Raw genomic sequence first — 22896 nt, forward strand, 5'->3', positions numbered from 1 at the left:
AACACAAAATGAAAGAAATTATTGAAAAATTAGCCAACTTTGAAGATTTATCAAGTGTTGAAATGACAGATGTGATCGAACGCATCGTGACAGGGCGAGTGACAGAAGCACAAATCGCTTCACTACTTTTAGCTCTTAAAATGAAGGGAGAAACACCTGAAGAAAGAACAGCCCTCGCTCAAGTCATGAGAGGACATGCTCAACACATTCCAACAAATATTCAAGATGCTATGGATAACTGTGGTACAGGTGGAGATAAGTCATTTAGCTTTAATATCTCAACAACTGCAGCTTTTGTCTTGGCAGGTGGTGGCATTAACATGGCCAAACATGGCAATCGTTCTATCTCTTCTAAATCTGGTTCAGCAGATGTTTTGCAAGCTTTGGGAATCAATATTGACCTTAAACCATCACAATTGGGTAAGGTATTTGACCAAACTGGAATCGTCTTTCTCTTTGCAAAAAACATGCACCCAGCCATGAAATACATTATGCCAGCTCGTTTGGAGTTGGGAATTCCAACTATCATGAATTTGACAGGTCCACTCATTCACCCAATGGTCTTGGAAACACAGCTTCTAGGAATCAGTCGTCCTGAACTTCTGGAAAGTACTGCTCAGGTTTTGAAAAACATGGGTCGCAAACGTGCTATCGTAGTAGCTGGTCCAGAAGGATTAGATGAGGCTGGTTTGAATGGTACTACCAGCATTGCCCTTCTTGAAAATGGTGAAATCACTTTGTCAACCTTTACTCCAGAAGATTTGGGAATGGAACGCATTGCCATTGAGGACATTCGTGGTGGAAATGCTCATGAGAATGCAGCCATTCTTGTTAGCGTTCTCAATAACGAACCAAGTCCATTCTTGGAAACAACAGTCTTAAATGCTGGCCTTGGTTTTTATGCCAATGGTAAGGTAGATAGTATCAAAGACGGAGTTGAAATGGCACGCCAAGTGATTGCTAGTGGTAAGGCTCTTGAAAAACTCAGACTATTACAGGAGTATCAAAAATGAGTCAGGAATTTTTGTCACGTATCTTAGAGCAGAAGGCGCGTGAAGTTGAAAAGATGGAACGAGAGGAACTTCAGCCCTTGCGTGAAAGCTATCGCTTAGCTGAATATTTGAAAAACCATCAAGAACGTCTGCAAATTATTGCAGAGGTCAAGAAGGCGAGTCCAAGTATGGGTGATATCAACTTGGATGTGGATATCGTTCAACAGGCCCAGACTTACGAGGCTAACGGTGCTGTTATGATTTCTGTTCTGACAGATGAAGTTTTCTTCAAAGGTCATTTGGATTATCTGCGAGAGATTTCTAGTCAGGTAAACATCCCGACACTGAATAAGGATTTTATTATCGATGAAAAGCAAATCATCCGTGCTCGCAATGCAGGTGCGACCGTCATCTTGCTCATCGTAGCGGCCTTATCAGAAGAACGTCTCAAGGAACTCTATGACTACGCGACAGAGCTTGGTCTGGAAGTCTTGGTGGAAACTCATAATCTAGCTGAACTAGAAGTGGCTCACAGACTCGGTGCTCAAATTATCGGTGTCAACAATCGCAATTTAACCAGCTTTGAAGTCGACTTGCAGACCAGTGTAGACTTGGCTAAATACTTCAAGGACGATTGCTTGTACATTTCCGAATCTGCTATTTTCACAGGGCAGGATGCAGAGCGAGTAGCACCATACTTTAACGGAATTCTGGTGGGAACGGCTCTCATGCAGGCAGAAGATGTAGCCCAGAGAATCAAGGAGTTGCAAATTGACAAAGGTTAAGATTTGTGGATTATCGACAAAAGGAGCAGTAGAAGCAGCTGTGTCGGCAGGAGCCGACTACATCGGTTTTGTCTTTGCACCTAGTAAAAGACAGGTGACCTTGGAAGAGGCTGCTGAGTTGGCTGAGCTCATTCCTGTAGATGTAAAGAAGGTTGGAGTATTTGTTTCACCCAGTCGGGCAGAACTGTTAGAAGCGATTGATAAAGTTGGCTTGGACTTGGTACAGGTTCACGGTCGAGTGGCAGATGATTTATTTGAGAATTTACCTTGTGCAAGTATTCAGGCTGTTCAAGTAGACGGGGATGGACATGTACCCAATTCTCAGGCAGATTATCTACTCTTTGATGCACCTGTCGCAGGAAGTGGTCAAACATTTGATTGGGGGCAACTGGATACGACAGAACTATCTCAGCCTTTCTTCATCGCAGGTGGACTTAACGAAGATAATGTAGAAGAAGCAATTCAACACTTTACTCCCTATGCAGTAGATGTATCAAGTGGGGTAGAGACAAACGGACAAAAAGATCATGAAAAGATTAGAAGATTTATAGAGAGGGTAAAACATGGCATATCAAGAACCAAATAAAGATGGATTTTACGGGAAATTCGGTGGACGCTTTGTCCCAGAAACATTGATGACAGCAGTATTGGAATTGGAAGAGGCTTATCGTGAAAGTCAGGCAGACCCAAGTTTCCAAGAGGAATTAAACCAACTTTTGCGCCAGTATGTAGGACGTGAAACTCCCCTTTACTACGCAAAAAACTTGACCCAGCATATCGGCGGAGCCAAGATTTACCTTAAACGTGAAGACCTCAACCATACAGGCGCCCACAAGATTAACAATGCCTTAGGACAAGTTCTTCTGGCTAAACGCATGGGAAAGAAGAAAATTATCGCTGAAACAGGTGCTGGTCAGCATGGTGTAGCAACTGCAACTGCTGCAGCCCTCTTCAACATGGAATGTACTATCTATATGGGTGAGGAAGATGTTAAACGCCAAGCACTCAATGTCTTCCGTATGGAACTTTTGGGAGCCAAGGTGGAAGCTGTAACAGATGGTTCGCGCGTGCTCAAAGACGCGGTCAATGCAGCCCTTCGTTCTTGGGTAGCCAACATCGACGATACCCACTATATCCTTGGTTCTGCCTTGGGGCCTCATCCATTCCCAGAAATCGTTCGTGACTTCCAAAGTGTTATCGGTAGAGAAGCTAAACAACAGTACCGTGAATTGACAGGGCAAGATTTACCAGATGCCCTAGTAGCCTGTGTTGGTGGTGGTTCGAATGCTATCGGGCTTTTCCATCCATTTGTGGAAGATGAGTCAGTGGCTATGTATGGAGCTGAAGCAGCAGGACTAGGTGTGGATACAGAGCACCACGCAGCTACTTTGACTAAGGGTCGTCCAGGTGTTCTCCACGGTTCTCTCATGGATGTACTCCAAGATGCCCATGGACAAATCTTAGAAGCCTTCTCTATCTCAGCAGGTTTGGACTACCCAGGTATCGGTCCAGAACATTCTCATTACCACGATATCAAGCGTGCGACCTATGTTCCTGTGACAGATGAGGAAGCCTTGGAAGGATTCCAACTCTTGTCTCGTGTGGAAGGGATTATCCCAGCTTTGGAGTCTAGTCATGCTATCGCCTTTGCAGTGAAATTGGCCAAAGAACTTGGACCAGACAAGTCTATGATTGTCTGTCTATCAGGTCGTGGGGACAAGGATGTGGTTCAAGTCAAAGACCGCTTGGAAGCAGATGCAGCAAAGAAGGGAGAAACTCATGTCTAAGACACTAACAGAAAAATTGAACGCTATTAAAGCAGCTGGAAAGGGCATTTTTGTTCCTTATATCATGGCTGGAGATCACGAAAAAGGTTTGGATGGACTAGCTGAAACAATCCACTTTTTAGAAGACTTGGGGGTATCTGCCATTGAGGTAGGAGTTCCATTCTCGGATCCGGTTGCAGATGGTCCTGTTATCGAAGAAGCAGGCTTGCGCAGTCTAGCTCGCGGAACCTCTACCCAGGCTTTGGTTGAAGCCTTGAAAACTATTGAAACAGAGGTTCCGCTTGTCATCATGACCTACTTTAACCCCCTCTTTCAGTACGGTGTGGAGAAATTGGTTAAAGACCTTTCTGATACAGCGGTTAAGGGCTTGATTATCCCAGACCTGCCTCATGAACATGCTAACTTTGTAGAGCCCTTTTTGGCAGGTACAGACATTGCCTTGATTCCCCTAGTAAGCTTGACGACAGGAATTGAGCGTCAAAAAGAACTCATTGAGGGAGCTGAAGGTTTTGTATATGCTGTTGCTATCAATGGGGTCACAGGGAAATCAGGAAATTACCGAGATGACTTGGACAAGCACTTGGCTCAACTGCATCAAGTGGCTGACATTCCAGTCTTGACAGGATTTGGTGTATCCACACAGGCTGATGTAGAACGCTTTAATGCGGTATCAGATGGCGTCATCGTCGGTTCCAAAATTGTTAAGGCTTTACATGAAGGTCAAGTGGCAGAAATTGCAGACTTTATACGAGAAGCAGTAGCTTACCAAAAATAATCAGACAAGCAGCCAGTAAGAGGAAAGGCACAAAAGGAAGTCTTTCCTTTTTCTTTAGTAGGAGAAAGGCTAGGATGCCTGTAGTAGAGGCAAATTGAATTAAAATCAATATTTCTGTAAGTGTAAAAACGAGTGCACAAGAAGCCAGAAAGAGAAAATCACCGGCTCCTATGCGGATATTGATAAAGTGAGCCAAAATTCCCAAGATAAGAAAGAAAATCATAACTAGATTCCAGCCACAGCAAACCATGAGAATTAAGTGAAAAATTAGCCAGACTAGCAGGGGGTATTCTTGATGGCGAAAGTCGTAGATGCCCAAGGTCAAGCCAGCAGCGATCAGGATGATTTGCCCCAAAGTTAAAAAATCGCAAGAAAAAGCCAGAAAGAGAAGTCCTAGGGACAACTCAAAAAGGGCATAACAGACAGGATAGCGAGCCTTGCAGTAACGACAGCGAAAGCAACCAATCACTTGAGAGATAATCGGAATCAGATCCAGTGGTCTCAAGCGAGTTTGACAAGAATCACAGTGACTAGCAGGAAAGACAATGGATTTCTCAGGAAAACGGTCAATGACCAAACCTAGAAAGGAAGCGAGAATGCTTCCAACAAGAAAAAAGTAAAGATGAATCATACTTATTAATTCGGAAAAAATATGAGAAATAGTATAATAGTTGGATAGAGAAGGAGTTTTAGGAGCAAATATGAACATTCACTTTGAAAAAGGCCTTCAGTTAGAAAATGCCCAAGTCATTTGTCGTTGGTCTAATGCTTTGGGAGAAAGTTTTCAGAAGCAATGGATGGGGCCGAAGATTTCTTATCCCTTGATTGTCCAATCCTTACAAAAGATGGAAGGAATTTTTTCCATTTTTGCTGAAGAAGAGTTTGTAGGCGTCATACAGAAAATCAAACTAGAAGATAAAAATATTCATGTTGGAAGATTTCTCATAGCTCCTCATAGGCAGGGGAAAGGATTAGGTCGAAAAGCTTTCCAGTACTTTCTTCAAAAAATGTTTGAAAATGAAGAAATAGAAAGTATTTCCCTAACGGTTTTTGAGTCCAATCCAATAGCAAAAAAACTCTATCAAAAAGAAGGATTTAAAGTCGTTCAAACCATTGAAAATCCTGAGCGAAAATTCATCATGAAAAAGGTCAGATAGAACATAAATAACTTCGAAGGAGCGTCCCCGGACAATTTTGTTTTCTAAAACTTGTTGTCTGTGTCATTTCTTGATAGAATAGAGGTATGACTAGATATAAAGCTATAATTTCTTATGATGGCTATGCTTTTGCTGGTTTTCAGCGGCAACCTCACGCGCGTAGTGTTCAAGAGGAAATTGAAAAAACCTTGACAAGGCTTAATAAAGGTTTAGGCGTTACGATTCATGGTGCGGGTCGGACGGACAGTGGTGTTCATGCATTAGGTCAGGTCATCCACTTTGATCTTCCCTATCAGATGGATGAGGAGAAACTTCGCTTTGCTCTGGATACTCAAAGTCCTGAAGATATCGATGTGATTTCGATTGAGATTGTGGCTGATGATTTTCATTGCCGTTATGCCAAGCATAGCAAAACCTATGAGTTTATCGTAGATAGAGGACGGCCAAAAAATCCTATGCGCCGTCATTATGCTACTCACTTTCCTTATCCACTCGATGTGGAGCGGATGCAGCTTGCTGTAAAAAAACTGGAGGGAACACATGACTTTACTGGTTTTACAGCATCAGGAACTAGCGTAGAAGACAAGGTCAGAACCATCACAGAAGCTAGTCTTAAGGTTGATGAGACGGGGCAATTTTTAACCTTTACCTTTTCTGGCAATGGTTTCCTCTATAAGCAGATTCGAAATATGGTTGGAACCTTGCTTAAGATTGGCAACAATCGGATGCCAATCGAGCAGATTGACCTCATCTTGGAGAAAAAGGACAGACAGTTGGCGGGCCCGACTGCTGCGCCAAATGGATTATATTTAAAGGAGATTCGTTATGAAGAATAATCGTATTTTAGCACTTTCAGGAAATGATATTTTTAGTGGTGGTGGACTTGCAGCAGACCTTGCAACCTATACCTTGAATGGTTTGCATGGATTTGTAGCTGTCACTTGCTTAACAGCCTTGACGGAAAATGGTTTTGAAGTTTTTTCAACAGAAGACACAATCTTCCAACAAGAGTTGGATAGCCTTGCTAAAGTTGAGTTTGGAGGAATCAAAATTGGTCTTTTGCCAACGGTGAGTGTAGCTGAGAAAGCCCTAAACTTTATTAAATCGCGTCCTGGAGTTCCAGTAGTTTTGGATCCTGTATTGGTTTGTAAGGAGACACATGATGTGGCTGTTAGTGAACTTTGCCAAGAATTGATTCGCTTTTTCCCTTATATTAGTATTTTAACACCCAATCTTCCAGAAGCTGAATTGCTTGCAGATCAAAAGATTGAGACTTTAGAAGATATGAAGCAGGCAGCTCAAAAACTACATAGTCTTGGTGCTCCAGCTGTGGTTATTAAGGGCGGAAATCGCCTCAGTCAAGATAAGGCATTAGATGTATTTTATGATGGTAAGAACTTTACAGTTTTGGAAAATCCTGTTATTGAAGGACAAAATGCAGGTGCTGGTTGTACCTTTGCCTCAAGCATTGCTAGTCAATTAGTCAAGGGAGAGGAGCTATTACCAGCGGTTGAGAGTTCTAAAGCCTTTGTGTACCGTGCTATCGCACAAGCAGATCAATATGGAGTAAGACAATATGAAGCAAACCAAAACAAGTAAAATCGCCCTATTATCAATACTGACTGCCCTCTCGGTAGTTTTAGGTTATATTGTCAAAATCCCGACCCAAACAGGAATCTTAACTCTTTTAGATGCTGGTATCTTCTTCACTGCTTTTTATTATGGAAAACGAGAAGGAGCTATAGTCGGAGGTCTAGGAGGTTTCATTATTGACCTGATTTCAGGTTATCCTCATTGGATGTTTTTCAGCTTGCTTTTCCATGGCTTGCAGGGTTACTTTGCAGGTTTTAAAGGAAAATGGCAGTGGCTTGGATTAGTTTTGGCAACTTTTCTCATGGTAGCTGGATATGCATGTGCGACTTCTTGGATGAAAGGTTGGGGCGCAGCCCTGACAGATATTCCTCACAATGTGTTGCAGAATTTTATTGGAATGATTGTTGGGTATCTTCTTTATCAAAGTATCAAGAAAATTAGTAAGCAGTAAAAAGCGAGTCTTCCAAGGGACCTATTGAAAAATCTCTGAATTTTTGCTAAAATGAAAGCTATGAAAACACTCTATGATGTGCAACAATTTCTCAAGCAGTTCGGCATCATTGTCTATATGGGCAAGCGTCTCTATGATATTGAATTGATGAAGATTGAACTATATCGAATCTATGATGCAGGTTTGATGGACAAGCTAGATTACCTAGAAGCGGAAGCTATTCTTCGTAGAGAGCACAAGTTAGAATTAGACAATTTAGAAAAAAATGGAGATTAAAGATTATGGTAACTTTGGTATTATGGGGACTTATAGTGGCAATGTTGGCATGGATGGGATACAACTATCTTCGTATTCGCCGTGCAGCGAAAATTGTAGACAATGCAGAGTTTGAATCTTTGATTCGAACAGGGCAGTTGATTGATGTACGTGATCCAGTAGATTTTCACAGAAAGCATATCTTGGGAGCGCGTAATATTCCTTCAACACAGATAAAGACGAGTTTGGCAGCTCTTCGTAAGGATAAGCCTGTTCTTCTGTATGAAAACCAACGTGCGCAACGTGTCACAAATGCAGCGCTTTTCTTGAAAAAACAAGGTTTCTCAGAAATCTATATCCTCTCTTATGGATTGGATTCTTGGACTGGGAAGGTGAAATCTAATTAACAATGTGAAAAAAACTTGTCACATATGTTTAATATAGAAATATGACTTTTTATAGTATAATAGTAATATAAATTTTAAGGAGTTTTTATTATGCAAGAAAAGAAAAAAGCATCGCTTGTTTTAGGTATCCTATCTATCGTCCTTGGTTTGTTATCTCCAATCGTAGGTCTGATTTTGGGTATCATTGGATTAGTATTGGGTAATTCACACCAAAATCAATCTGGACTAAATTATAAAACAGAAAAAATTCTCAATATCGTAGGGATTGTCATTTCAGTCCTTAACTGGATTGCAGGAGTCGTTTTGATGATGCACTAATCAGGATTCTAACAAAAAAAGCTTTATTTTTAAAGCTTTTTTGTTTTACCCATTTTCTTCACGTAGTTTTTAATCATTTCTAATTCTTTTGATTAGGGATGGTTACAGAGAGGAAATACTTGTTACCTAATAGATATAGCCAACTTATATGGTATAATGAATCTGTAATAAATTTAAGGAGTTTTTATAATATGAATACAGAAGAAAAGAAAAAAGCGCCAATTGTTTTGAGTATCCTATCTATCATATTTGCCTTTGGATTTCCAGTGTTCAGTATTATTTTTGGTATTTTTGGTTTGGCATTGGCTAATTCACATCAAAAAGAGTCTGGACTAGACTATAAGACAGAAAAAATTCTCTCTATTTTAGGGATTGTGTTAGGGATTGTGATTTCTGCACTTATCTGTATCGTACTTATCTCACAACTTTCGAGAATTAATTAAAAAAAAGCTTTATTTTTAAAGCTTTTTTATTTTATTCACTTTCCTCTAAGTAGTTTTTAATGATTTTCAATTCCTCTTGAGTCAAGGGTCGGTATTGACCTTCTGCTAACTCTGAATCTAATGTAAAATCCCCGAACTGAACTCTTTTTAAGGCAGTTACCTTGACACCGACTGAGAGAAACATTTTCTTGACCTGATGAAATTTCCCTTCAGAGATGGTGATGGTGGCTCTGCTGAGGCTAGGGCTTGCTACTTGAATCTCAAGTTGAGCTGGTTTACAGGCAGTTCCATCTAAAAAGATAATCCCATCTTTGAACTGTTGGATGTGGTCGGATGAGAGCAGTCCATTGACTTCAACTTGGTAAGCTTTATCTACATGATATTGAGGATGGAGAAGTTGAAAACCCAGGGGCCCATTATCCGTCAAGAGAAGAAGACCTGTTGTATCTCGATCCAGTCGACCAATTGCATAGAGTTGCTCTGACTGGAAATGTTTAGGCAGTAGGTCCATGACCGTTGGTAGTTCCTTGTCCTTTCTTGCAGTCACGACTCCATTTGGCTTATGGAGCATGAGGTAGATGTGCTCATATCCTTGGATTTGGCGCCCTTGAAAGACTAGTTGCTGTAATCCTGTGTCAATATTTTGTGCAAGGGAAGAAGCCGCTTTCCCATCTATAAAGATTTCTTTTTTTAGGAGAGCCTGTCTCATAGCTTTCCGACTGATTTTTTCCTGGGCTAATAATTTATCTAAACGCATATCAGCCTATCTTATCACAAGATGCCATTTTTGAAAAGAAAAGGCATGGGAAGAAAAGTTTTTGAAAACATTTACACTTACTTGAGTTAAGTCATTTGCCTAAAATTGTGGTATAATCGTTCAGTTAGAAAATAAATTTTTGAATATAACAGAGGAAATCATGACAAAATTAAGAGAAGATATCCGCAACGTAGCCATTATTGCTCACGTTGACCACGGAAAAACAACCCTCGTTGATGAATTGTTGAAACAATCATCAACACTTGATGCACGTACAGAACTAGCTGAGCGTGCTATGGACTCAAACGATATCGAAAAAGAGCGTGGAATTACGATTCTTGCGAAAAATACAGCAGTTGCCTACAACGGAACTCGTATCAACATCATGGACACACCAGGACACGCGGACTTCGGTGGAGAAGTTGAGCGTATCATGAAAATGGTTGACGGTGTTGTTTTGGTTGTAGATGCCTACGAAGGAACTATGCCACAGACTCGTTTCGTATTGAAAAAAGCCTTGGAACAAGACCTTGTGCCGATCGTTGTAGTTAACAAAATCGATAAGCCATCTGCTCGTCCAGCAGAAGTAGTAGACGAAGTCTTGGAACTCTTCATCGAGCTTGGTGCGGATGATGACCAACTTGACTTCCCAGTAGTCTATGCTTCAGCAATCAACGGAACATCTTCATTGTCAGATGATCCAGCCGACCAAGAAAAGACTATGGCGCCAATCTTTGATACCATTATTGACCACATTCCAGCTCCAATCGATAACTCAGATGAGCCACTTCAATTCCAAGTGTCTCTTCTTGACTACAATGATTTCGTTGGTCGTATCGGTATCGGACGTGTCTTCCGTGGTACTGTTAAGGTCGGAGACCAAGTTACCCTTTCTAAATTGGATGGTACAACCAAGAACTTCCGTGTGACGAAACTCTTTGGTTTCTTTGGTTTGGAACGCCGTGAAATCCAAGAAGCCAAGGCTGGTGACTTGATTGCCGTATCAGGTATGGAAGATATCTTTGTCGGGGAAACAATCACTCCAACAGATGCAGTTGAAGCTCTTCCAGTTCTTCACATCGACGAACCTACTCTTCAAATGACCTTCTTGGTTAACAACTCACCATTTGCTGGTCGCGAAGGTAAATGGGTTACTTCTCGTAAGGTTGAAGAACGTCTTCAAGCTGAGTTGCAAACAGACGTATCTCTTCGTGTAGATCCAACAGACTCACCAGATAAATGGACAGTTTCAGGACGTGGGGAATTGCACTTGTCTATCTTGATTGAAACCATGCGTCGTGAAGGTTATGAGCTTCAAGTGTCTCGTCCAGAAGTTATCGTCAAAGAAATCGATGGTGTGAAATGCGAGCCATTTGAGCGCGTGCAAATCGATACTCCAGAAGAATACCAAGGTTCTGTTATCCAAAGCCTTTCTGAACGTAAGGGTGAAATGTTGGATATGATTTCAACTGGTAATGGTCAAACTCGTTTGGTCTTCCTAGTTCCTGCGCGTGGTTTGATCGGATACTCAACTGAGTTCTTGTCAATGACTCGTGGTTACGGAATCATGAACCATACCTTCGACCAATACTTGCCATTGATTCCAGGGGAAATTGGTGGACGTCACCGTGGTGCCCTTGTTTCGATCGATGCTGGTAAGGCTACAACCTACTCTATCATGTCTATCGAAGAACGTGGTACTATCTTTGTAAACCCAGGTACTGAGGTTTACGAAGGAATGATCATCGGTGAAAACTCTCGTGAGAATGACTTGACTGTTAATATCACGAAAGCAAAACAAATGACTAACGTTCGTTCAGCTACTAAGGACCAAACAGCGGTTATCAAAACTCCTCGTATCTTGACACTTGAAGAATCACTTGAGTTCTTGAATGACGATGAGTACATGGAAGTAACGCCTGAATCGATTCGTTTGCGTAAGCAAATCCTCAACAAGGCAGAGCGTGAGAAAGCAAACAAAAAGAAAAAATCAGCTGAATAAGAGCTAGAAAGAGATAAAAATGGTCTATTTAATCATAGGGATACTCTTATTATTACTCTATGTATTTGCGACACCTCAAAGTATCAAGGGGACGGTCAATGTTGTAATATTAGTCTTTGGACTTGTTGCCCTCGTAATCTTGTTGCTCTTGTCTGCCCTACAGATTTTCCAACTTCCAGCAGAAATCTTTATTACATTGGGAATGCTGGCTCTTACTTACTTTAGTTTGAGAGACATCAGTCTCATGTCGATTCGAAAGAAGCGAGAAAATTAAATCTATTCATAACAAAAAACTTCTATCAGCAACTCAGTTGCCGATAGAAGTTTTTATTTGTTACTGTTTTTGTCAGAATAACGTTGGTAGAAATCTACTTTTATCTGGATAAAATGTTCTAATTCACGAAAGAGTTGTAGAAGCGTAGCCCGTGTCTCAAACTCTTCTCTAGTTTTAGGGAGAGAGCGATTGCGAAACACCTCTAGGTAGCTCTCAATATCATTCAATAAGTTGTAGGCTGGATTTGTTTGACTCAATTGGCTAGCTGTTTTTGAAAAGAGTTGAGCGACAATCAAACTCTCGCTAGCGGCTAGTTGGCATGTGTTAATCTGTTGAGCCATATTTCTCAAGATACGCGTTTGTCTTTGCCGCATCTCAAAGTAGTGGATATGATAATCTGTCTGGTGAAAGAGATGGTCAGAGTGATCGAGATAAACCAACTTAAGAGCATCCTCAAGTAGTTGATCAAGTTCATTTACAAGTTGAGCCTGATTACGGCCATCTCCTCTTTTCAGATAGTAAGAAAGCCGTAGAAGAACATCTCTGAGTTTTTCTTCAACAAGAGTATGATAATGTTGAATGTCTTTTTCACGTGAAGGCATGTAGAGATTGACCAGAAGTGCAAAACCAGTACCGATTAGGAAGAGTAAGAGCTCATTCAGTAAAAGTGTTGGTGATGTTGTTTGTTGGATTAAGAGATGGCTGACCAGGACGCTACTAGGAGTAATCCCAATTTCCCAACCGAGTTTATAGGCTAGAGGAACATAGATTGCTAAGTAAAGTCCAAAGCTCCAGATATGATAGCCAGTCAGTTGGAAAGCTATAACACCAACTAAGAGAGCTAGAAGAGTTGAAAAGAGACGATTGCGGGCTAGCTTGATCGTGCTTCTTCGAGTATCAGAAAGACTCAAGATAGCAATGATACCAGCTGATACAGCTGACGACAAATCAAAAAAGTATGCTAGAAAACAGGCAAAACAGGTTGCCAGGACTAATTTTAAAGTACGTTGTGTGATAGACATAGAATACTTCCTTGAGATAAATGATTTAATATTTTAATGGTCGGTATGGTAAAAAAGTCTATTCCAATAGAATCATTAAGAAAATAATTAGTTCTTCTTGTAGTGGTTTGATTATAGTATAAATATGTTTTGAAATCAAGTCAATCTATTGATAATATTGGCAGAATGAATATTTGCCAAACTGGTTCAGATATCGTTTTGTGGTATAATAATTAGAAAGGAGTTTACTATGCCAACATTTATTCAAAATTATATCGATAAGTTAAATATCAGCAGTATTCTAGAAGAGTTGTTTTCAAAATCAGTCTCTCTAGTCCTTCTTTTTATTGTCTTTTATATCGTTAAAATAATTCTCCATCAAGTTGTGAAAAGAGTCGTTAAACCATCCTTAAAATTCTCCCAGAAAGATGAGGCGCGCCAAAAGACAATTTCTAGATTGATTGAAAATATTTTGAACTACACCCTCTATTTCTTTTTACTTTACTTTGTTTTATCTACTCTAGGCTTACCTGTATCAAGTCTTCTGGCAGGTGCTGGGATTGCTGGGGTGGCAATCGGGATGGGTGCTCAAGGCTTCTTGTCAGACGTGGTCAATGGCTTTTTCATCCTCTTTGAGCGCCAGTTAGATGTTGGAGATCAAGTTGAGTTTACGAATGGTCCGATTACAATCTCTGGTAAGGTTGTGAGTGTCGGTATTCGTACGACTCAACTGCGCAGTGAGGATGGAGTCCTTCACTTTGTTCCCAATAGAAGTATCACGGTTGTCAGCAATTTTTCAAGGAAAGAAGAGAACTGAAATTTTACCTCTTTTATGGTACAATAGAAAGAGTTTGGTAAAGGAGAAACGATGTTTTTAGATGAGCAATTAGGAAATGATTGTGTTTGGATCAATCTAGATGTAGAAAAAATTAAAAATCTTGAAGATTTATCTGAAATCTACGGATTGGATAAGGAAACCATCGAATATGCGCTGGATAAAAATGAACGTGCCCATATGGATTATAACCGTGAGAATGGGACTGTGACCTTTATCTACAATGTTCTGGATTTAGAAAAGGACAAGGATTACTATGAAGCCATTCCCATGACCTTTATCGTTGAAAACAAACGAATGATTACCATCAGCAACCATAAGAATGCTTATGTCATTGATCAGATGTTAGCTTATCTGGATAGCCATGAGTCGCTTTCTATTTACAAGTTTCTCTTTGCTGGTTTAGAGATTATCAGTAACGCTTATTATCCTGTCATTGAAGAGATGGATAAAAGTAAGGACGAAATTAGTGCTTTGCTACGTCAAACTACAACAAAGAAAAATCTCTTCGCCCTCTCTGACTTGGAGACAGGTATGGTTTACTTGACAGCAGCGGCAAAACAAAATCGACTCCTCTTGGAACATATCCAGGGCCATGCTCTTTATCGGAGATTTAATGATGTCGAACGAGAGCAGTTTGATGATGCCATGATTGAAGCCCATCAGTTGGTGTCTATGACAGACTTGATTTCTCAAGTCTTGCAACAACTCTCAGCTTCTTACAACAACATCCTAAACAATAACTTGAATGATAGTTTGTCAATTTTGACTATTATCTCCGTCTTACTAGCAGTACTTGCGGTTATTACAGGTTTCTTCGGAATGAATGTTCCTCTACCATTTACAGAAGAGCCAAATGCTTGGATTTATATCTTAATGGCTAGCTTGATTTTATGGGCAGCCTTATCTCAATGGCTGAAGAAAATTACTAGAAAATAAAAGAAAAGGAGCCAAAATGGTGATTGAAAACTACATGCCAGACTTTGCTGTAGAAGCAGTTTATGATTTGACAGTAGAAAGCCTGCAAAAACAGGGAATAAAAGCTGTTTTGGTGGATTTAGATAATACTCTCATTGCGTGGAATAACCCTGATGGGACTCCAGAAATGAAGCAGTGGTTACATGACCTTCGTGATGCTGGTATTCGTATCATCGTAGTGTCTAATAACTCTAAGAAACGAGTTCAACGTGCAGTCGAAAAATTTGGGATTGACTATGTTTATTGGGCTTTGAAGCCCTTTACTTTCGGGATTAATCGTGCCATGAAGGAATTCCGCTATGAGAAAAACGAAGTGGTCATGGTTGGGGATCAGCTTATGACGGACATTCGCGCGGCTCATCGTGCGGGGATTCGCTCGATTTTGGTCAAACCCTTGGTCCAACATGACTCTATCAAAACGAAGTTTAACCGCGCTCGTGAGCGCCGTGTCATGAAACAAATCACTGAAAAGTACGGGCCTATCACATATAAAAAAGGAATCTAACTATGGAAGAAATTCTCTGTATTGGCTGTGGAGCAACCATTCAGACGACAGATAAGACCGGTCTAGGCTTTACCCCTCAGTCAGCACTCGAAAAAGGTTTGGAAATAGGTGAAGTTTATTGCCAACGTTGTTTCCGTCTCCGTCACTACAATGAAATTACAGATGTCCAGTTGACGGATGATGATTTCCTCAAACTCTTGCACGAGGTAGGAGATAGTGATGCCTTGGTGGTCAATGTTATTGATATTTTTGACTTCAATGGCTCTGTTATCCCAGGTTTGCCACGCTTTGTATCAGGTAATGATGTGCTCTTAGTCGGAAATAAAAAAGATATCCTACCTAAGTCAGTAAAGGCTGGGAAGATTAGCCAATGGCTCATGGAACGTGCCCACGAAGAAGGTCTACGTCCTGTGGACGTTGTTCTGACTTCAGCGCAAAACAAGCAAGCTATTAGAGAAGTGATAGACAAGATTGAGTACTACCGTAAGGGGCGCGATGTCTATGTGGTTGGGGTAACCAATGTCGGGAAATCAACTCTTATCAATGCCATTATCCAAGAAATCACGGGTGACCAAAATGTCATCACAACTTCACGTTTCCCAGGAACAACCTTGGATAAGATTGAAATTCCACTTGACGATGGTTCTTATATCTACGATACACCAGGAATTATCCATCGCCACCAAATGGCCCACTACTTGACGGCTAAAAATCTCAAGTATGTCAGTCCTAAAAAGGAGATAAAACCGAAAACCTACCAGCTCAATCCTGAGCAAACCCTCTTTTTAGGTGGCTTGGGACGTTTTGATTTCATCGCAGGAGAAAAGCAAGGTTTTACAGCCTTCTTTGATAATGAACTCAAACTTCATCGTACCAAGCTTGAAGGAGCAAATGACTTTTACGACAAGCACCTGGGAACCCTCCTCACACCACCAAATAGCAAGGAAAAAGAAGATTTTCCAAAACTGGTCCAACATGTATTTACCATCAAGGATAAGACCGATCTGGTCATCTCAGGACTCGGTTGGATCCGTGTAACAGGAACTGCCAAAGTAGCCGTCTGGGCCCCAGAAGGCGTCGCCGTCGTCACACGAAAAGCCATTATTTAAACATAGAAAGGAAAGGGTTATCTTTATAAAGGCGAGCACTGCGAGCCCATAGAAGATACTTTTCACCGTGGTGTTAGTTGGTACAAGTGATTGTACCAACTGCGGAAAATTTGAGACCTTAGGCTCAAATTTTAGTCATGAAAGTCCAGAGGACTTTGCTGACGTCCGTCACCACTTCAGAAAAGTATAAAAAGAAACTCTTTTAAATGAATTATGTCATTAACATCGAAACAACGTGCCTTCCTCAACAGCCAGGCACACACCCTCAAACCCATCATCCAAATCGGGAAAAATGGTCTCAACGACCAAATCAAAACCAGCGTACGTCAAGCACTAGACGCTCGTGAATTGATCAAGGTTACTCTCTTGCAAAACACAGATGAGAATATCCACGAAGTAGCTGAAATATTGGAAGAAGAAATCGGTGTGGACACAGTTCAAAAAATCGGACGCATCTTGATTTTGTATAAACAATCAAGCAAGAAAGAAAATCGCAAGATTTCTAAAAAAGTTAAAGAAATCTGAGAATGACACTCCCAAAAACTGTTTTTACAGAAGAGTAAAGGAGATTAACCTATGGCAATCGAATTATTAACTCCCTTTACGAAAGTGGAGTTAGAGCCAGAAATCAAGGATAAAAAACGGAAACAAGTCGGTATCTTGGGTGGAAATTTTAACCCTGTTCACAATGCCCATCTGATTGTTGCAGATCAAGTGCGCCAACAGTTGGGATTGGATCAGGTTCTGCTCATGCCCGAATACCAACCACCTCACGTAGATAAAAAGGAAACCATTCCTGAACACCATCGCCTCAAGATGTTAGAATTGGCGATTGATGGAATCGAAGGTATAGCTATTGAGACCATAGAGCTAGAGCGTAAGGGGATTTCCTACACCTACGACACCATGAAGCTTCTAACAGAGAAGAATCCAGACACAGATTACTATTTCATTATCGGTGCCGATATGGTAGACTATTTGCCTAAGTGGTACCGAATTGATGAGTTGGTGGAACTAGTTCAGTTTGTAGGGGTTCAACGTCCGCGTTACAAGGCAGGGACTTCTTATCCAGTTATCTGGGTGGATGTACCTCTCATGGATATTTCATCTAGCATGGTGCGTGATTTCATTGCCCAAGGACGCACACCTAACTTTCTCCTACCTAAGCCTGTATTAGACTATATCGAGAAAGAAGGACTTTACTAATGGCATACCAGGACTATATCAACTGTTCCCGTGAGGAATTATTGAAAAAAATGGCAGAGCTTCTACCTGAGAAGCGTTTGACCCATTGTTTGGGTGTAGAGCGCGCAGCCATTGAACTTGCAGAACGATTCGGAGTGGATGCCGAGAAAGCAGGTCTAGCAGGTCTCCTTCATGACTATGCTAAAAAGTTGTCAGACCAGGAATTTCTAGACTTGATTGACCGTTATCAACTTGACTCTGATCTTAAAAACTGGGGCAATAATGTCTGGCATGGCATGGTCGGTATCTACAAGATTCAGGAAGATTTAGATTTACAAGATTCTGAAATCCTACGAGCTATTGAAATTCATACAGTTGGAGCTGGTCAGATGACGGACCTTGATAAGGTCATCTACGTCGCAGATTACATCGAGCATAATCGTGCCTTTCCAGGGGTGGACCAGGCGCGTGAGATTGCTGAACTATCGCTAAATAAGGCGGTGGCCTACGAGACAGCTCACACAGTAGAGCATTTAGCTCACCAGGGATTTCCCATCTATCCCCAAACCCTTGAAACCTATAACGCCTATGTGCACTATTTGAAAGAGGACTAAATGAAGACAGCTTTTATCATCATTGATGTTCAGAATATTTTAGTGGAAACCGGTTTTCAGACAAATAGTCTATTGGAAAAAATTTCTTATTTACAAAACCAGGCTAGAAGCAAGAATATCGAAATTATCTATGTTCAACATATTGAGAACTCTGAAGCTCAAACATCAAAAGATTGGCAGTTATCTGCGCTTTTAAATCGAAAACCTGATGAAAAGGTCTTTCAAAAGAAGTATAACAGTATTTTCAAAGAAACTGGCTTAAAAGAATACTTGGATAAACAGGGGATTGAAAAATTAGTTTTATGTGGTATGCAGACAGAATATTGTGTGGATACCTCTGTCAAGGTTGCATTTGAATATGGCTATCAGCTTATTATTCCAGAAGGAACTTGCACAACGTTTGATGGCGATGATATTCCAGCAGAAACGATAAATGAATTTTATGAGGACATTTGGGAGGAGCGCTTTGCAGATGTCCTAGATTACAAACATATTTTCTAAAAAGAGGACTAAATGAAGGAAAAAGAATTACTAGAACTAGTCGTGAAAGCGGCTGATGAGAAACGTGCCGAGGATATCCTCGCACTTGATGTACAAGAATTGACGAGTGTGACTGACTATTTTGTTATCACCAGTTCTATGAATAGCCGTCAGTTGGATGCTATCGCTGATAATATTCGTGAAAAAGTAGCTGAAGCAGGCCTTAAAGGCAGCCATGTCGAAGGCGATGCAGCCGGTGGCTGGGTCTTGTTAGACCTCGGTGGTGTCGTAGTGCATATCTTCTCAGAAGAAATGCGTGCCCATTATAATCTAGAAAAACTATGGCATGAGGCTAATTCTGTAGACATTTCAGAAGCCTTAGCATAGGAGATGAACTCAGTTGTAATCAACTGGGTTTTATTTGCTTAATTTAGAAGAAAATCGTTAGAAAGGTGAGAGCGAGTGGTATTTCCAGAGGTGCTCTTGGTATCATGATTATGGCAACATACGAAACCTTTGCGGCTGTTTACGATGCTGTGATGGATGATAGTTTATACGATAAATGGATGGATTTTTCCCTCCGTCATTTGCCCAAAACTAAGGAGAGAAAGAAACTCTTGGAATTAGCTTGTGGGACAGGTATCCAGTCCGTTCGCTTTTCTCAAGCAGGCTTTGATGTGACTGGGCTTGATTTAAGCGCGGATATGTTGAAGATTGCCGAAAAGAGAGCAGTATCAGCCAAGCAAAAGATTGATTTTATGGAAGGCAATATGCTGGATTTATCCAAGGCAGGTCGATACGACTTTGTGACCTGCTATTCCGATTCTATCTGCTATATGCAGGACGAAGTAGAAGTCGGAGACGTCTTTAAGGAAGTGTATAATGTCCTCAACGAAGACGGAGTTTTCATCTTTGATGTGCATTCAACCTACCAAACAGATGAAGTCTTTCCAGGCTATTCCTATCATGAAAATGCGGAAGACTTTGCCATGCTCTGGGACACCTATGAAGATGATGCACCACATTCTATCGTGCATGAGTTGACCTTTTTTATCAAGGAAGCGGATGGTTCCTTTAGTCGTCACGATGAAGTCCATGAAGAGCGTACTTATGAGGTTTTGACCTATGATATTCTGCTGGAACAGGCTGGTTTTAAGTCTTTCAAACTCTTTGCGGACTTTGAGGACAAGGAGCCAACAGAAACTAGCACCCGTTGGTTTTTTGTGGCACAGAAGTAGGAGAACATCATGACCATTACAGGTATTATCGCGGAGTTCAATCCTTTTCATAATGGCCACAAATACCTGCTAGAACAGGCTGAGGGACTGAAAATCGTAGCCATGTCTGGGAATTTCATGCAGCGTGGGGAGCCTACTATCGTGGATAAGTGGACACGGGCCCAGATGGCGCTGGGAAATGGGGCGGACTTAGTAGTAGAATTGCCCTTTTTAGTCAGTGTCCAAGCAGCAGATTTTTTCGGTCAGGGTGCAGTGGCTATCTTGGCTCGTTTGGGGATTAACACCCTTGCTTTCGGGACAGAGGAAGTTCTGGATTATCAGAAAATTGCAGACCTATACTCAGAACGTGGTCAAGAGATGGAGAAATTTGTGGATAATTTACCTGATTCACTCTCCTACCCTCAGAAAACCCAAGCCATGTGGAAGGAATTTGCAGGTCTTGATTTTTCTGATGATACGCCTAATCATGTCCTTGCTCTAGCCTATGCCAAAGCAGTTGCTGGACGAAATATCAAGCTTCATCCAATCAAACGTCAGGGGGCAGGCTACCATTCGGTGGACAAGGATGTTGACTTTGTATCTGCAACAGCCCTCCGTCAGCACCAATCAGACCGAGATTTCTTAGAACGCTTTATGCCTTCTGTCACTCTTTTTGAACAGACGTGTAAGGTGAGTTGGGATAACTATTTTCCCTTGCTCCACTACCAAATCTTGTCAAATCCAGACTTAACCACTATCTATCAGGTCAATCAGGAAATGGCAGTGCGCATCAAGGAGGCTATTAAGACAGCCCAATCTGTAGAGGAATTAGTCGAAACAGTTGCGACCAAACGGTACACCAAGGCGCGTGTACGACGACTCTTGACTTATATCTTGGTACAGGCTAGAGAAAGCGACTTGCCAGAAGGCATCCATATCCTTGGATTTACCGAAAAAGGCAGACAACACCTCAAATCTCTGAAAGAGCAAATCCGTCTAGTTAGTCGAATCGGTAAAGAACCCTGGGATACGATGACTCAAAAGGCAGACCAGATTTACCAGCTAGGGAACCAAGGTATAAGAGAGCAGAATTTTGGCAGAGTGCCAATTAAAATTGAATCAAATTAACTCTACTAAGTGGTAGGCTTTTTACTTATTTTTTTGTAAAAAATTCTTTAAAAATTTAGTTAGGGGGAATAGCTTATTTTACTAGGGAAACTGAAGAAAACAACTCTCAAAATGACCAAAACAACTTTTATTTTGGTTTGTGAAAAAGATTTTTTTGTGGTAGAATATAAAAGAATGTATTTCATTCGATAAACAAATATAATGAGGTAAAAACATGGAAATCATGACGATTGGGATTGTTGTTTTTGCCGTCATCATTGGTTTAGTCATTGGATATGTCAGCATCTCAGCCAAGATGAAATCATCTCAAGAAGCTGCAGAGTTGATGCTTTTAAATGCTGAACAAGAAGCAACTAATTTACGTGGACAAGCTGAACGTGAAGCGGATTTGTTAGTAAATGAAGCCGAACGTGAAAGTAAGTCTCTTAAAAAAGAAGCACTATTGGAGGCCAAAGAGGAAGCCAGAAAATACCGTGAAGAAGTGGACGCTGAATTTAAGTCAGAGCGTCAAGAACTCAAGCAAATCGAAAATCGTTTGACAGAACGTGCTAGCAGTCTTGATCGCAAAGATGACAATTTGACGAACAAGGAAAAAACACTTGAACAAAAAGAACAAAGTATTTCTGATAGAGCAAAAAACCTTGATGCACGTGAAGAGCAATTAGAGGAAGTCGAAAGACAAAAAGAAGCTGAACTAGAACGCATTGGTTCCCTTTCTCAGACAGAAGCGAGAGATATTATCCTCGCTCAAACTGAGGAAAACTTAACCAAGGAGATTGCTAGTCGCATTCGTGAAGCAGAGCAGGAAGTTAAGGAACGCTCAGACAAATTAGCAAAGGATATTTTATCCCAAGCTATGCAGAGAATTGCTGGTGATTATGTAGCTGAGTCTACAAACTCAACAGTCCAACTTCCTGATGATACGATGAAAGGTCGCATTATCGGACGTGAAGGTCGAAATATTCGTACCTTTGAAAGTTTGACGGGTGTTGATGTGATTATTGATGATACACCTGATGTCGTAACCTTGTCAGGTTTTGATCCGATTCGTCGCGAGATTGCCCGTATGACGATGGAAACCTTGCTCAAAGATGGTCGAATTCATCCAGCTCGTATCGAAGAGTTGGTTGAGAAAAATCGTCTAGAGATTGACAATAAAATTCGTGAATACGGGGAAGCAGCAGCCTATGAGATTGGCGCACCAAATCTTCATCCTGACTTGATGAAGATTATGGGACGTTTGCAATTCCGTACATCTTACGGACAAAATGTTTTGCGTCACTCCATCGAAGTTGCGAAGCTATCTGGTATTATGGCTAGTGAGCTTGGTGAAAATGCTACTCTCGCTCGTCGTGCAGGATTCCTCCACGATATCGGAAAAGCTATTGACCGTGAAGTCGAAGGTAGCCACGTTGAAATTGGTACGGAGTTGGCTCGCAAGTATAAAGAACATCCGGTTGTTGTCAATACTATTGCAAGTCACCATGGTGATGTAGAGCCAGAGAGCGTCATTGCAGTTATCGTTGCTGCAGCAGATGCTTTAAGTGCTGCTCGCCCAGGTGCTCGTAGCGAATCTCTCGAAAGTTACATCAAACGTCTTCATGATTTGGAAGAAATTGCGAACGGCTTTGAAGGAGTTCAAAATAGCTTTGCCCTTCAAGCGGGACGTGAAATCCGCATCATGGTCAATCCAGGTCAAATTAAGGATGACAAAGTTACAATCCTAGCTCACAAAGTTCGTGAGAAAATTGAAAATAACCTTGATTACCCAGGAAATATCAAGGTAACTGTAATTCGCGAGCTTCGTGCAGTAGATTATGCAAAATAAATAAGAAAGAGCAGTTGAAA

At 41.1% G+C, this 22896-nt stretch carries 30 protein-coding genes; 27 read left to right on the forward strand and 3 right to left on the reverse strand.

Going from position 1 to position 22896, the window contains the following annotated elements:
- The first annotated feature begins 8 nt into the window (after positions 1–8).
- The 5 genes from trpD to trpA are packed head-to-tail and all read left to right on the forward strand — an operon-like array spanning position 9 to position 4339.
- Positions 9–1013, forward strand: a complete 1005-nt coding sequence (gene trpD / locus HMPREF3237_RS00150) for an anthranilate phosphoribosyltransferase (RefSeq protein WP_070888411.1) — start codon at positions 9–11, stop codon at positions 1011–1013.
- On the forward strand, positions 1010–1777 hold the full coding sequence (gene trpC, locus HMPREF3237_RS00155; protein WP_070888412.1) for an indole-3-glycerol phosphate synthase TrpC: 768 nt from the start codon (positions 1010–1012) through the stop codon (positions 1775–1777). The genes trpD and trpC overlap by 4 nt, the downstream gene beginning before the upstream one ends.
- Entirely contained in the window at positions 1764–2363 is a 600-nt protein-coding gene (locus HMPREF3237_RS00160) for a phosphoribosylanthranilate isomerase (RefSeq protein WP_070888413.1), read from the forward strand. Before trpC ends, HMPREF3237_RS00160 begins: the two co-directional genes overlap by 14 nt.
- Positions 2341–3564, forward strand: a complete 1224-nt coding sequence (trpB, locus tag HMPREF3237_RS00165) for a tryptophan synthase subunit beta (RefSeq protein ID WP_070888414.1) — start codon at positions 2341–2343, stop codon at positions 3562–3564. The genes HMPREF3237_RS00160 and trpB overlap by 23 nt, the downstream gene beginning before the upstream one ends.
- Complete coding sequence (gene trpA, locus HMPREF3237_RS00170; protein ID WP_070888415.1) at positions 3557–4339, forward strand: tryptophan synthase subunit alpha; 783 nt, start codon at positions 3557–3559, stop codon at positions 4337–4339. Before trpB ends, trpA begins: the two co-directional genes overlap by 8 nt.
- On the opposite strand, the gene HMPREF3237_RS00175 is transcribed toward trpA, so the two are convergent.
- On the reverse strand, positions 4308–4970 hold the full coding sequence (locus HMPREF3237_RS00175) for a prepilin peptidase (RefSeq protein ID WP_070888496.1): 663 nt from the start codon (positions 4968–4970) through the stop codon (positions 4308–4310). The genes trpA and HMPREF3237_RS00175 overlap by 32 nt on opposite strands.
- 70 nt (positions 4971–5040) lie before the next feature.
- Between HMPREF3237_RS00175 and HMPREF3237_RS00180 the strand changes: the two genes are divergently transcribed.
- The 8 genes from HMPREF3237_RS00180 to HMPREF3237_RS00215 all read left to right on the forward strand — a co-directional run bounded on the left by HMPREF3237_RS00180 (position 5041) and on the right by HMPREF3237_RS00215 (position 8963).
- On the forward strand, positions 5041–5496 hold the full coding sequence (locus HMPREF3237_RS00180) for a GNAT family N-acetyltransferase (protein ID WP_070888416.1): 456 nt from the start codon (positions 5041–5043) through the stop codon (positions 5494–5496).
- An 86-nt stretch (positions 5497–5582) separates the two neighbouring features.
- Positions 5583–6332: a tRNA pseudouridine(38-40) synthase TruA gene (gene truA / locus HMPREF3237_RS00185; protein ID WP_070888417.1), complete on the forward strand. Its 750-nt coding sequence runs from the start codon at positions 5583–5585 to the stop codon at positions 6330–6332.
- Positions 6322–7095, forward strand: coding sequence for a bifunctional hydroxymethylpyrimidine kinase/phosphomethylpyrimidine kinase (locus HMPREF3237_RS00190; RefSeq protein WP_070888418.1), 774 nt, complete (start codon positions 6322–6324; stop codon positions 7093–7095). Before truA ends, HMPREF3237_RS00190 begins: the two co-directional genes overlap by 11 nt.
- Entirely contained in the window at positions 7073–7540 is a 468-nt protein-coding gene (locus tag HMPREF3237_RS00195) for an ECF transporter S component (protein WP_070888419.1), read from the forward strand. Before HMPREF3237_RS00190 ends, HMPREF3237_RS00195 begins: the two co-directional genes overlap by 23 nt.
- A 51-nt stretch (positions 7541–7591) precedes the next feature.
- Entirely contained in the window at positions 7592–7816 is a 225-nt protein-coding gene (locus HMPREF3237_RS00200; protein WP_070888420.1) for a YqgQ family protein, read from the forward strand.
- 5 nt (positions 7817–7821) lie between these two features.
- Complete coding sequence (locus HMPREF3237_RS00205) at positions 7822–8202, forward strand: rhodanese-like domain-containing protein (RefSeq protein ID WP_006145993.1); 381 nt, start codon at positions 7822–7824, stop codon at positions 8200–8202.
- 90 nt (positions 8203–8292) lie between these two features.
- Positions 8293–8520: a hypothetical protein gene (locus tag HMPREF3237_RS00210; protein ID WP_070888421.1), complete on the forward strand. Its 228-nt coding sequence runs from the start codon at positions 8293–8295 to the stop codon at positions 8518–8520.
- Between the two features lie 191 nt (positions 8521–8711).
- Positions 8712–8963: a hypothetical protein gene (locus HMPREF3237_RS00215; RefSeq protein WP_070888422.1), complete on the forward strand. Its 252-nt coding sequence runs from the start codon at positions 8712–8714 to the stop codon at positions 8961–8963.
- A 31-nt stretch (positions 8964–8994) separates the two neighbouring features.
- Here HMPREF3237_RS00215 and HMPREF3237_RS00220 read toward each other — a convergent pair whose 3' ends face one another.
- Positions 8995–9720, reverse strand: a complete 726-nt coding sequence (locus HMPREF3237_RS00220) for a pseudouridine synthase (protein WP_070888423.1) — start codon at positions 9718–9720, stop codon at positions 8995–8997.
- Between the two features lie 160 nt (positions 9721–9880).
- On the opposite strand from HMPREF3237_RS00220, the gene typA reads away from it, so the two are divergent.
- Positions 9881–11722 carry a translational GTPase TypA gene (typA, locus tag HMPREF3237_RS00225; RefSeq protein WP_070888424.1) on the forward strand — a complete coding sequence of 614 codons (1842 nt, stop codon included), beginning with the start codon at positions 9881–9883 and terminating at the stop codon, positions 11720–11722.
- A 19-nt stretch (positions 11723–11741) separates the two neighbouring features.
- Positions 11742–11996 carry a DUF3165 family protein gene (locus tag HMPREF3237_RS00230; RefSeq protein ID WP_004251425.1) on the forward strand — a complete coding sequence of 85 codons (255 nt, stop codon included), beginning with the start codon at positions 11742–11744 and terminating at the stop codon, positions 11994–11996.
- A 53-nt stretch (positions 11997–12049) separates the two neighbouring features.
- Here the strand turns inward: HMPREF3237_RS00230 and HMPREF3237_RS00235 are convergent, their stop codons facing one another.
- Complete coding sequence (locus HMPREF3237_RS00235; RefSeq protein ID WP_070888425.1) at positions 12050–13018, reverse strand: aromatic acid exporter family protein; 969 nt, start codon at positions 13016–13018, stop codon at positions 12050–12052.
- Between the two features lie 229 nt (positions 13019–13247).
- Here HMPREF3237_RS00235 and HMPREF3237_RS00240 point away from each other — a divergent pair, with 229 nt between their 5' ends.
- The 12 genes from HMPREF3237_RS00240 (at position 13248) to HMPREF3237_RS00295 (ending at position 22876) form a co-directional block, all read left to right on the forward strand.
- On the forward strand, positions 13248–13814 hold the full coding sequence (locus HMPREF3237_RS00240; RefSeq protein ID WP_070888426.1) for a mechanosensitive ion channel family protein: 567 nt from the start codon (positions 13248–13250) through the stop codon (positions 13812–13814).
- 51 nt (positions 13815–13865) lie between these two features.
- Positions 13866–14771 (forward strand): magnesium transporter CorA family protein, encoded by a 906-nt coding sequence (locus tag HMPREF3237_RS00245; RefSeq protein WP_045590426.1) that lies wholly within the window; start codon positions 13866–13868, stop codon positions 14769–14771.
- A gap of 16 nt (positions 14772–14787) precedes the next feature.
- Entirely contained in the window at positions 14788–15315 is a 528-nt protein-coding gene (locus tag HMPREF3237_RS00250; RefSeq protein ID WP_006145982.1) for a YqeG family HAD IIIA-type phosphatase, read from the forward strand.
- A gap of 2 nt (positions 15316–15317) precedes the next feature.
- Complete coding sequence (gene yqeH / locus HMPREF3237_RS00255) at positions 15318–16424, forward strand: ribosome biogenesis GTPase YqeH (RefSeq protein ID WP_070888427.1); 1107 nt, start codon at positions 15318–15320, stop codon at positions 16422–16424.
- Positions 16425–16637: 213 nt separating this feature from the next.
- A complete protein-coding gene (gene yhbY / locus HMPREF3237_RS00260) occupies positions 16638–16949 on the forward strand; it encodes a ribosome assembly RNA-binding protein YhbY (RefSeq protein ID WP_000060171.1) in 312 nt (103 codons plus the stop codon).
- Positions 16950–17000: 51 nt separating this feature from the next.
- Positions 17001–17630: a nicotinate-nucleotide adenylyltransferase gene (locus tag HMPREF3237_RS00265; protein ID WP_006145980.1), complete on the forward strand. Its 630-nt coding sequence runs from the start codon at positions 17001–17003 to the stop codon at positions 17628–17630.
- Positions 17630–18223, forward strand: coding sequence for a bis(5'-nucleosyl)-tetraphosphatase (symmetrical) YqeK (gene yqeK / locus HMPREF3237_RS00270; RefSeq protein WP_006145979.1), 594 nt, complete (start codon positions 17630–17632; stop codon positions 18221–18223). Before HMPREF3237_RS00265 ends, yqeK begins: the two co-directional genes overlap by 1 nt.
- Complete coding sequence (locus tag HMPREF3237_RS00275) at positions 18224–18724, forward strand: cysteine hydrolase family protein (protein WP_006145978.1); 501 nt, start codon at positions 18224–18226, stop codon at positions 18722–18724.
- Between the two features lie 12 nt (positions 18725–18736).
- Positions 18737–19090: a ribosome silencing factor gene (gene rsfS, locus HMPREF3237_RS00280; protein WP_006145977.1), complete on the forward strand. Its 354-nt coding sequence runs from the start codon at positions 18737–18739 to the stop codon at positions 19088–19090.
- 110 nt (positions 19091–19200) lie between these two features.
- On the forward strand, positions 19201–19941 hold the full coding sequence (locus HMPREF3237_RS00285; protein ID WP_070888497.1) for a class I SAM-dependent DNA methyltransferase: 741 nt from the start codon (positions 19201–19203) through the stop codon (positions 19939–19941).
- A 9-nt stretch (positions 19942–19950) separates the two neighbouring features.
- The gene (locus tag HMPREF3237_RS00290; RefSeq protein WP_070888428.1) at positions 19951–21048 is read left to right on the forward strand and encodes a nucleotidyltransferase; all 1098 of its coding nucleotides are present in this window, start codon (positions 19951–19953) and stop codon (positions 21046–21048) included.
- A gap of 214 nt (positions 21049–21262) precedes the next feature.
- Positions 21263–22876 (forward strand): ribonuclease Y, encoded by a 1614-nt coding sequence (locus tag HMPREF3237_RS00295; protein WP_070888429.1) that lies wholly within the window; start codon positions 21263–21265, stop codon positions 22874–22876.
- The last annotated feature ends 20 nt before the right edge of the window (positions 22877–22896 follow it).

This window comes from Streptococcus sp. HMSC34B10 (assembly GCF_001839505.1).
GTDB classification, from domain to species: Bacteria; Bacillota; Bacilli; order Lactobacillales; family Streptococcaceae; genus Streptococcus; species Streptococcus peroris.